Consider the following 9,956-nt stretch of genomic DNA (forward strand, 5'->3'; position numbering starts at 1 on the left):
TCATGGAGCAATAACTAATTATCTGATTAAAAATGAATATATAATTTTAAATGAAAATTATACAGATAAAGTTGAAGTGACTTTGCATAGAAGATTAGATGATGACAAACTTATAAAAGATATGATGAATATGACCGGTGGGGGAGTTAGTTACGAAGTTAAAAATACTCTCTTGTTGCCGGTCAAGGAAAATAAAATACTTTATTAAGAGGAAATTATGAAAAGAGAAATTGAAGATATAGTAAAATGGATGAGAGAAACAGTTGAAAATGCCGGATCAAAAGGTCTTATATTGGGACTTAGCGGAGGAATAGATTCAGCGGTGGTTGGAGCACTTGCAAAGCGTGCATTTCCAGATACGACATTGGGTTTGATTTTGCCTTGTGAGAGTAACGAAAATGATGAAGCAGACGCAAGGTTAGTTGCGGAAGCAATAGATTTGAAAATTGAAAAAGTTGATTTAACACAAACTTATAGACAGTTGATATCAAGTTCATTTAATTCTGAAAATAGAATGGCTAGGTCAAACATAAAACCACGTCTTAGAATGACAACTTTATATTATTATGCACAAGATTTAGGATACTTAGTATTAGGAAGTTCAAATGCTTCTGAATTTTATATTGGGTACTATACAAAGTATGGAGATTCAGGTTCTGACTTAATACCTTTAGCTGAATTTTTAAAAAATGAAGTTTATGAGTTGGCAAGGGAACTTGGGATACCAAGCAAAATTATAGATAAAGAGCCATCTGCGGGACTTTGGGAAGAACAGACAGATGAAAAAGAAATGGGATTTAGTTATGCCACTCTAAATGCTCACATCAAAGGAGAAAAGGCTGATGGAGAAATTGGAGAAAAAATAGATAGAATGCACAAAAATTCTGAGCACAAGAGAAAATTTGCCTTAATTTACAAGAGAAAAAAGTAAACTATAAACAAGTTGATTTTAAAAAATATGGAATTTATAAAAGCTACAATAGCTGATTTACCAAAGATAAACACGATATATGCAGAGCTTGTAAAAAAGATAGAAAATGATGGGATGAATTTTTGGAATGAAGAATATCCTTTTTGTTTTTTAGAACAAGATATTTTAGAAGAGTCTCTCTATTTATTAAAAGATAGAGGAGAAATAATATCTTGTATAAAAATAAGTTCAGAAAGAAGTGAGTCCAAGGGGATTGAATGGGCAGAAACTGATAAAAAAATAATATATTTTTATAGATTTGGAGTAAATGTCAAATACCTTAATAAGGGTTTGGGATTTAAAACCATTGAATGTGCAAAAAAAGTAGCAAAGGAAATGGGTGGAGAGTGTATAAGATTTTTAGTAGTTAGAGAGAACACACCAGCTATAAACTTGTATATCAAAAATGGTTTTACAAAAGTTCCGGGAATGTACACAGAAGTCATAGATGAAAACTACACTTTTCATGAATATGGATTTGAACTTATGATTTAGAATAAGTATAAATAATAAAATAAATATAAAATTTTAGCTCTTAATAATTAAATTTATGGTGTTGCCAGGATAATTTAATTTTTTATGAGCATTTTTCATGTTTTATAGTAAAAGTTTGATAAAAACTTTTATGTTATATTTTTTATCTATACCCAACTATATTAAAACAGTATTAACACTAATAACACAATATCGTTTATATTAAATAAATAGCATAGGAGGGGTTAGATGAATTTAATTGCACAAAAGTTGGCTGAATTCTCAGAATGGATTTGGGGTTGGCCATTAGTTGGAACGATATTGTTAGCGGGAATTTTACTGACATTTTTTTATAGGGGAAAATATTTATTACATCCGATTTTTCATTTTAAAAATACTTATTTTCAAATATTTCAGAAAGATAATAAGGGGAAGGGAACAATTTCAGGATTTGCAGCAGCTTGTACAGCTCTAGCCAATACGATAGGTATAGGCAATATAGGGGGAGTTGCTTCGGCGGTTGCCTCAGGAGGACCAGGGGCGGTATTTTGGTTGTGGGTAGCTGATATTTTTGGAACATCACTAAAAGCTTCTGAAATAATTTTAGCTCAAAGGTATAGAGTTAAATTTAATAAGTCCATTGATGAATACGTAAGTGATAGGTCTTTTGTAATGAAGAATTCAATGGGCTGGAAAAAGGGTGGATACATAGTGGCGTTCTTTGTAATTATCTTTGGACCTTGGACTAATGTGGTTCAAAGTGAATCTATTCAGTCGTCAATCAGACAAGCGGCTGATATATCATCTGTAATAATATTAGGAATTTTGGGACTGAGTGTATTTTTTACGATATATAAAGGAATTAGAAGAATATCGGAACTATTAGAAAGAGTAGTGCCTGTAATGGCAATTTTTTATGTTTTATTTGGAATAATAATCATGGTAGTTAATGCGGATAAAATCTTACCGTCATTTCAATCTATTTTTATATATGCGTTTAATCCGGCAGCTGCGAAAGGCGGTTTTATAGGAGCTACTGTTAAAGAATCAATAAGGTATGGAATTGCAAGGGGAATATATTCCTCAGACGCTGGAACGGGTTATGGAATGGTGGTTCATGCACCGGCTATAACAGACCACCCTGTTAGACAATCATCTTGGGGATGGGGAGAGATTATAGGTGATTTGGTAATATGTACTGTAACCGCCTTGATAGTAATAGTTACTGACTCATATATAAAGTTTGGAGAAGCTTACAGCGCTGAGCTTACAACTCTTGCTTTTGGAGAAGTTTTTGGTAATTTTGGAATAGTTTTAATGGCAATAATAATATCTGTATTTGGTTGGACTACAATTGTTGGGATGTATTATAGTCTTTCAAAGTCTGTAAATTATATTTTTGGGGATACTAAATTTAATAAGATTGCGACAAATTTATATATTATTTATTTTTTAGCTCCAATAGTCTTTTTCTCAAATATTAAAGCTGACTTGTTGTGGTCTATAACAGATTTAATTTCAGGAATGTATGTATTGTTGACATTAGTGTTAATAGTTGGAAATTTAAAGGAGATTAAAAGATTATTTACAGATTTTTGGTACAGATATTTACCGGCTTTGAATAGAGGAGAAAATCCACCTATAGTTTCTTACGGTGTATTGGAGGAGAGAAATGAAGAAAAGTATTGATGAATTAATTAGTTTAAAAAAGATATTAGTTTTAGATGGAGCGCTTGCCACTGAACTTGAAAGGGCGGGCAAGAATATAAATGATTCATTATGGAGCACTAAAATATTAATAGAGGATTCAGAGGCTATAAAGAAGGTTCATCTTTCTTACTTAGAGGCGGGATGTGATATAATTTTGACATCTAGTTATCAAACGACGATAAAAGGTCTTATGAAGAGAGGTTATACAAAAGATGAGGCAATAGAGATAATCAAGAAGTCATTTAGAATAGCCAATGAAGCTAAGGAAGAATATTTATTAAAGAATAGTGTTGAAGTTGAACCTATAATTGGTGCGTCAATAGGACCGTACGGAGCTTTCTTGTCAGATGGAAGTGAATATACTGGTAATTATGAAGTTTTAGATAGTGAGATGAGAGATTTTCACTATGAAAAGATTAAAATTTTAAAAGATGAAGGGGTAGAGTTATTTGCTTGTGAAACTATACCTTCTTTTAGAGAGGCTTTAGTAATTCAGAAAATTTGTGAAGAACTTGAAGTTGAATACTATATAAGTTTTAGTGCAAAGGATGAATATAGTATTTCAGATGGAACGTCTATACGAGAGTGCGCTGGTAATTTAAATGGAAAATATTTAAAAGGTATAGGAATAAATTGTACTGCCCCTGAATTTTTAGAGAGTTTGATAAGGGAAATAAAGTCAGTTTACAACGGAAATATAGTAGTATATCCAAATAGTGGAGAAATTTTTGACCCTGTTTCAAAAACATGGTCTGGAAATGGTCAATGTGTGTTTGATTTAGCTGAAAATTGGATAAGAGCTGGTGCTAATATAATAGGCGGTTGTTGCAAGACTACACCGCAAGATATAAAGAAACTTGCAGATAGTATAAAAAACAAAAAGATTAAAAACTTGTTGACATCAATTGCACTTTAAAGTAGAATACATTTAAAGCTGAGAAAGAGAAAAAGATATGTATCTTTATCCAAGAGAGTCGGGGTTGGTGAGAGCCGATATAAAGTAAGTATGTAATATTCACTCTTGAGCTTAATGGTAGAAATTTTAAGTAGACTGTTACGGCGGCCACCGTTATCTAAGGCAAGGCGTTTATTGACGCTAGTGAGGTAATCTATACATAAAGTTAGATTATAAAATTAGGTGGTACCACGATGCTTCGTCCTATGTAGGACGAAGCTTTTTTTTATTATCTAAATTGTATATTGCTGCTGTAAAAATTAAAAATGTATTTTAAAGAGCTTAAGGCCTTAGCTCATACAAAATAAATTTAAACTTAAAATATTTAAGAGTGTATTTTTAGGAGGAAGAAAAAATGAAAAAGTTATTATCGCTATTAGTTCTTTTGTTATTAGTTGGTTGTCAAAGTAGTAAACCGGCTGAGCAAGCTGCAGAGAGTGGAAAAGAAAGTGGAAAGAAAGTAAAAGTTGGAATTGTACAATTTATGGACCACGTATCATTAGATGCGGCAAGAGAAGGATTCGTTGAACAACTTAAAGAGAGTGGAATTGATGCTGAAGTTATTGAGCAATCAGCAAATGGAGATATGTCTCTAACTAACACAATTGCTCAAAGTTTAAAAGCAGATGGCGTGGATTTAATCTATGCAATTGCTACACCGGCTGCTCAAGCTGCAAAAAATACTGTAACAGATATTCCAATTGTTTTTAGTTCAGTAACAGACCCTGTAGGTGCTGAGCTTGTAAAAACTTTTGAAAAACCTGATTCAAATGTAACAGGGGTTTCGGATTATGTAAGCAGTGAAGCTCAAATTGATAGCTTCTTAAAAATATATCCTGATGTAAAAACTTTTGGAGTAATCTATAACACTTCTGAGCAAAATTCTTTAGTGCAAATAGAAGAATTAAAGAACAATTTAGCTAAGAGAGGAATTAAACTTGAAACTGTTGGCGTAAGTGCAGTAACAGATATACCACAAGCAGTTGCTTCAATAGCTCCTAAGATTGATGCATTGTTTGCACTAACTGATAATTTAGTTGCAAATGCAGCTCCTATTGTTTCTGATACTCTTATAAAGAGTAAATTGCCATCATTATCAGCAGAAGAAGGACAAGTTAAAAATGGTCTATTGATGAGCGAGGGAGTTAACTATAAGGAACAAGGAAAGCAAGCGGGTAGAATGGCAGTAAAAATTTTAAATGGAGAACAAGTTGCCAACATTCCTGTTGAATTAAATGAAGTTAATACAAAGCTTGTAAATGTAAAAACCGCTGAAGCATTGGGCGTAGACTTAAATGCAGAGGGTTTTAAAGATGTAGAAAAAATTCAATAATTAATCTTGACTTTAAACCGATATAGTACTATAATTCATATTAATTTAAAAAAGCCTATTGAGGAAAGAAAGAAATACAAGGTTAATCACAGAGAGTCGGACTGAGCTGAGAGTCGATATTAAACGGTATTTTAATACATTCCTCAGGTTATCTATTGAAATAATAGTAAGTAGATACGTGTCTGTCGTTACCAGAAAAGAGATGTAGCAAGTGCTATAATCAGGGTGGTACCGCGGAGTTTAGTCCTTCGCCCCTCATACTAGAGGGGTTGAAGGGCTTTTTTTATTAAGGAGGAGAAAGAGATGAAAAAATTATTATTAGTACTTATCAGTTTGGTGTTAGTGGGTTGTGGAAACACAGCAACAAAGAATTCTAAAGTTGAGAATTCAAACGAAGAAAAAGTTAAAGTTGGAATTATACAATTTGCAGAGCACATTGCACTTGATAGAGCTAGAGAAGGTTTTGTGGAAGAACTTAAAACTTTGGGAGTAGACGCTGATGTTGAAGTTGTAAATGTGCAAGCGGATATGGGACTTATTCCAACAACTGCTAAGAAATTTGAGGGAGATGGAGTAGATTTAATCTATGCGATTGCTACACCAGCAGCACAAGGAGCTCAAAGTGCTGTAAAAGATATTCCGATAATATTCAATGCAGTAACAGACCCTGAAAGCGCAGAACTTGTAGCAAGTAATGAAAAACCGGGTGCAAATGTAACAGGAGTTTCAGATTACTTTTCAGTAGAAACACAATTAAATAAATTTTTAGAAATTTTCCCTGAGACAAAGAGCATAGGAATTCTTTACTCAACAGGAGAAGTAAATTCAGAAGCACAGATAAAAGAAATAAAAAGTTTTGCTGATAAAAAAGGAATAGAGATAGTTGCACAAGGACTTAGTTCAACTAATGATGTTGCTCAAGCTATAAATTCTTTAGTTCCTAAGATTGACGCATACTTTGCAATACAAGATAATTTAGCATCATCAGCAGCAACTACAATTTCAAAAGTATTGATGGAAAATAAAATTCCTTCTCTAGCTGGAGAAGAAGGACCGGTTGAAAATGGAATGTTATTAACTGATGGAATTGATTACAACGTACTTGGAAGAGAAGCCGCTAATATAGCTAAGAAAATAGTAGATGGAGAAAAACCATCTGACATACCGGTGGTATTTTTAAAAGATTCAACAAGAGTGGTTAATAAAAATACAGCAGAAGCCTTAAATATTTCTGATAGAAAAGATTTATTTGAAGGAGCAAAAGAAGTAAGTAATTAAACGGAGGAAAAAATGTTAGAAAGACTATTGCCGGTTGTTACGGCATCTGTAGAAATGGGATTAATATTTGCCCTATTATCAATAGGAGTCGTAATCACATATAAAATTTTAAGAATAGCAGATTTATCGCTTGAAGGTACATTTCCTTTAGGAGCATTCATATTTGCAAAATTTGTAACTCAAGGAATGAATATATATGTTGGAATGGCATTTAGTTTTTTAGGAGGGCTATTGGCAGGTTGGATAACATATTTATTGTATAAAAAGTTAAAAATAGAAGCACTATTAGCAGGTATCTTAACCATGACAATTTTATATTCTGTGAATTTAAAAATAACTGGAAAGGCGAACATACCTCTTATAAACAGCGAAACTATTTTTACAAAATTTCCAAATGTTCCCAAAATAGTGTTACTTGGAATAATAGTAATAATAGTTAAATTGGCCCTTGATTATTTCTTTAAAACAGAAAAAGGATATCTTCTATTTGTAACAGGAGATAACGAATCATTAGTGAAATCATTGGGACAAAACCCAGACTTTTATACAATGTTCGGGCTTATGATTTCAAATGCGATAATAGCCTTTAGTGGAAGTTTAATGGCACAATACAATGGATTTGCAGACGCAGGAATGGGAGCGACAATGATAGTAACAGGACTTGCTTCTATAATAATTGGAGATACTTTTTTAAGAAATTCAAATAAATTGGGAGTTACTACAAGAGCCATTATAGGTGCAATAGCATATAGATTAATAGCAGGACTTGCGCTTTACAAAGGACTTGACCCACAAAGTTTGAAGATGGTAACAGCACTTATTGTAATACTTTTCATTGCATACAATAATACAACAGCAACTTATGGATTAAAATTTATACAAAGTAGGAGGAATAAAAATGCTTAGTATAAGAAATTTGAGCAAAACTTTTTATGCATCAACACCTGAAGAAAATAGGATATTTGATAATTTTTCACTTAATATAGAAGAAAATAAATGTACAACAATTTTGGGACCTAATGGATGTGGAAAGAGCACTTTGTTTAATATGATAAGTGGTGCAATTGATGTTGACAGCGGCAGTATAGATTTAGACGGAGTGGATTTAACAAAACTTTGTGAAAAAGATAGAGCTGTATATATAGGAAAAGTAAGCCAAGACCCGTCAAAAGGAGTTAGCCCATCATTAGATATATTAGAAAACATGGCGCTATCTTTGAAAAAATCTGAGAAATTTTCGTTTGCAAGGCTGTTGAGAAATACAGATGTAAATTTAATAGTAAATAAATTGAAAGAAGTTGACTTAGGACTTGAAAATAAATTGAAAACAAAAGTGAAATTTCTTTCAGGAGGGCAAAGACAATCCCTATCACTTTTGATGGCAACTTTAAAAAAACCATCAGTATTACTACTAGATGAACATACAGCAGCCTTGGACCCTAAGACTTCTAAAATAATAATGGATAAGACAGCAAATCTTATAAAAAGAGAAAAAATCACTACTTTGATGATTACACATAATTTAAAAAATGCTATTGATTATTCTGATAGAATAATTATGCTAAATAAAGGTAAAGTTATATTAGATGTAAAAGCTTCTGAAATAACAGAAGATGAATTAAATAGGAAATATAACGAAAATATAGAAAGAAGCATAGCATAAATAAATATAAATAATAACTAACTCCAGCTAAAACTGGAGTTTTTGGTTGATATGAGGGCTTAATAACGATAAAATATTAACATAAGGGGGTTTATATGATAAAAAATAATAATAATTCACTGTTTGATTTAGATGGTCAACCAAGTTTCAATAGGTCGTTTCCTATAGCTTTGCAACATTTATTGGCTATGATTGTAGGAAATAGTCTTCCGGCACTTGTGCTTGCAAATGCTCTTAAGGGAACACCGCATGAAATAGCTCCAGAACAATCTATCTATATCATACAAGCTGGAATGTTTTTAGCTGCAATAGCTACAATGATACAATTGTATCCTGTTTTAAAATTCGGTGCAAAATTACCGGTGATTATGGGAGTTTCATTTTCTTACATACCTATTTTATTACAAATAGGATTAAAATATGGAATGCCGGCTGTTTTTGGTGCTGAAGTTGTAGGTGGATTGGTAGCTATAATAGTTGGTATGTTAATTGGGAAGATAAGAAAGTTTTTTCCACCTATAGTTAGTGGTACAGTGGTATTGACAATTGGATTGTCACTATATTCTGTTGCAATTGGATACATGGCAGGGGGAAATGGCAATCCTATGTATGGAAGTATTTACAACTGGGGAGTTGCAATTCTGACATTGGTTGTAGTTTTAATCTGTAATATGTATGGAAAGGGGATAATTAAGTTAGCTGCAATTCTAGTGGGAATGTTAGTAGGTTACATAGTTTCTATTATTCTCAATTTAACTATTGCTCCAGGCTTTATTAATTTTACAAATGCACAAAATGCAGCTTGGTTTACATTTCCCAAAATTTTACCTATGGGAATAGAATTTGTACCGTCCGCATTATTTGTGATGTCCATAATGTTTATCGTGAACTCAGTGCAAGCAGTTGGAGATTTATCTTCAACTACTATAGGAGGATTGGACAGAGAAGCTACTGATGTAGAAATCTCAGGAGGAATAACTTCTATGGGGTTATCTTCTATATTAGGTGGATTTATGGGATCTCTTCCTACAGCTACATATTCACAGAATGTTGGTATAGTATCAATGACTAAAGTTGTAGCTAGAAAAGTTTTAGTAATCACTGCTGCAATGATTTTAATAGCAGGTTTTATACCAAAGTTTGGAGGAGTTATGATGTCAATACCTCAATGTGTAATTGGTGGAGCTACTATTTCAGTTTTTGCACAGATAACTATGAATGGTATGAAGCTTATAACTTCTGAAGAACTTTCAGTTAGAAACTCTACTATAGTGGGTTTGGGAATTGCACTTGGAATGGGAGTCAATTCAGTAAAACCGGCAACTGAATTGTTAGAAGCAGCTCATCCTACAATTCATATGATACTAACTTCATCTCCTGTAATTTTGGCTACAATGGTTGTTTTCTTTTTAAATATAATTTTACCTAAGAAGACTATTGAAGAAGAACAGAGAGAAAGAGAAGAAATAGATAAGTGTAATTAATAAATAGTAATTTCCTAAAATAAATAAAAAAGTCGCTTTCAATGATATTTGCAGATTACCAATTAAAAGCAAATATGAACAAATCTAAA

The 9,956-nt window shown here is 32.4% G+C and carries 10 protein-coding genes and 2 other annotated features; all 10 genes read left to right on the forward strand.

Features of this window, described 5'->3' with window-relative positions; genetic code table 11:
* On the forward strand, positions 1–208 hold a 208-nt coding region (locus HMPREF9129_RS12295; RefSeq protein WP_004820928.1), incomplete at its 5' end, for a DUF1949 domain-containing protein.
* 9 nt (positions 209–217) lie between these two features.
* The gene (nadE, locus tag HMPREF9129_RS04805) at positions 218–931 is read left to right on the forward strand and encodes an NAD(+) synthase (protein WP_004820930.1); all 714 of its coding nucleotides are present in this window, start codon (positions 218–220) and stop codon (positions 929–931) included.
* A gap of 27 nt (positions 932–958) precedes the next feature.
* A complete protein-coding gene (locus HMPREF9129_RS04810) occupies positions 959–1,465 on the forward strand; it encodes a GNAT family N-acetyltransferase (protein ID WP_004820931.1) in 507 nt (168 codons plus the stop codon).
* Positions 1,466–1,693: 228 nt separating this feature from the next.
* Positions 1,694–3,133, forward strand: coding sequence for an alanine/glycine:cation symporter family protein (locus tag HMPREF9129_RS04815; RefSeq protein WP_004820934.1), 1,440 nt, complete (start codon positions 1,694–1,696; stop codon positions 3,131–3,133).
* Entirely contained in the window at positions 3,117–4,070 is a 954-nt protein-coding gene (mmuM, locus tag HMPREF9129_RS04820) for a homocysteine S-methyltransferase (protein WP_004820935.1), read from the forward strand. Before HMPREF9129_RS04815 ends, mmuM begins: the two co-directional genes overlap by 17 nt.
* Before the next feature lie 11 nt (positions 4,071–4,081).
* Positions 4,082–4,319, forward strand: a binding site (T-box leader).
* Between the two features lie 145 nt (positions 4,320–4,464).
* Positions 4,465–5,442, forward strand: coding sequence for an ABC transporter substrate-binding protein (locus HMPREF9129_RS04825; RefSeq protein ID WP_004820937.1), 978 nt, complete (start codon positions 4,465–4,467; stop codon positions 5,440–5,442).
* A 48-nt stretch (positions 5,443–5,490) separates the two neighbouring features.
* Positions 5,491–5,701: a binding site (T-box leader), on the forward strand.
* 44 nt (positions 5,702–5,745) lie between these two features.
* A complete protein-coding gene (locus HMPREF9129_RS04830) occupies positions 5,746–6,720 on the forward strand; it encodes an ABC transporter substrate-binding protein (protein WP_004820939.1) in 975 nt (324 codons plus the stop codon).
* 12 nt (positions 6,721–6,732) lie between these two features.
* On the forward strand, positions 6,733–7,626 hold the full coding sequence (locus HMPREF9129_RS04835) for an ABC transporter permease (protein WP_004820941.1): 894 nt from the start codon (positions 6,733–6,735) through the stop codon (positions 7,624–7,626).
* Positions 7,619–8,383 carry an ABC transporter ATP-binding protein gene (locus HMPREF9129_RS04840; RefSeq protein WP_004820942.1) on the forward strand — a complete coding sequence of 255 codons (765 nt, stop codon included), beginning with the start codon at positions 7,619–7,621 and terminating at the stop codon, positions 8,381–8,383. The genes HMPREF9129_RS04835 and HMPREF9129_RS04840 overlap by 8 nt, the downstream gene beginning before the upstream one ends.
* 95 nt (positions 8,384–8,478) lie before the next feature.
* Positions 8,479–9,867, forward strand: a complete 1,389-nt coding sequence (locus HMPREF9129_RS04845) for a uracil-xanthine permease family protein (RefSeq protein ID WP_004820944.1) — start codon at positions 8,479–8,481, stop codon at positions 9,865–9,867.
* Positions 9,868–9,956 lie beyond the last annotated feature (89 nt).

The sequence above is a fragment of the Peptoniphilus indolicus ATCC 29427 genome, assembly GCF_000227315.1.
GTDB classification, from domain to species: domain Bacteria; phylum Bacillota; class Clostridia; order Tissierellales; family Peptoniphilaceae; genus Peptoniphilus; species Peptoniphilus indolicus.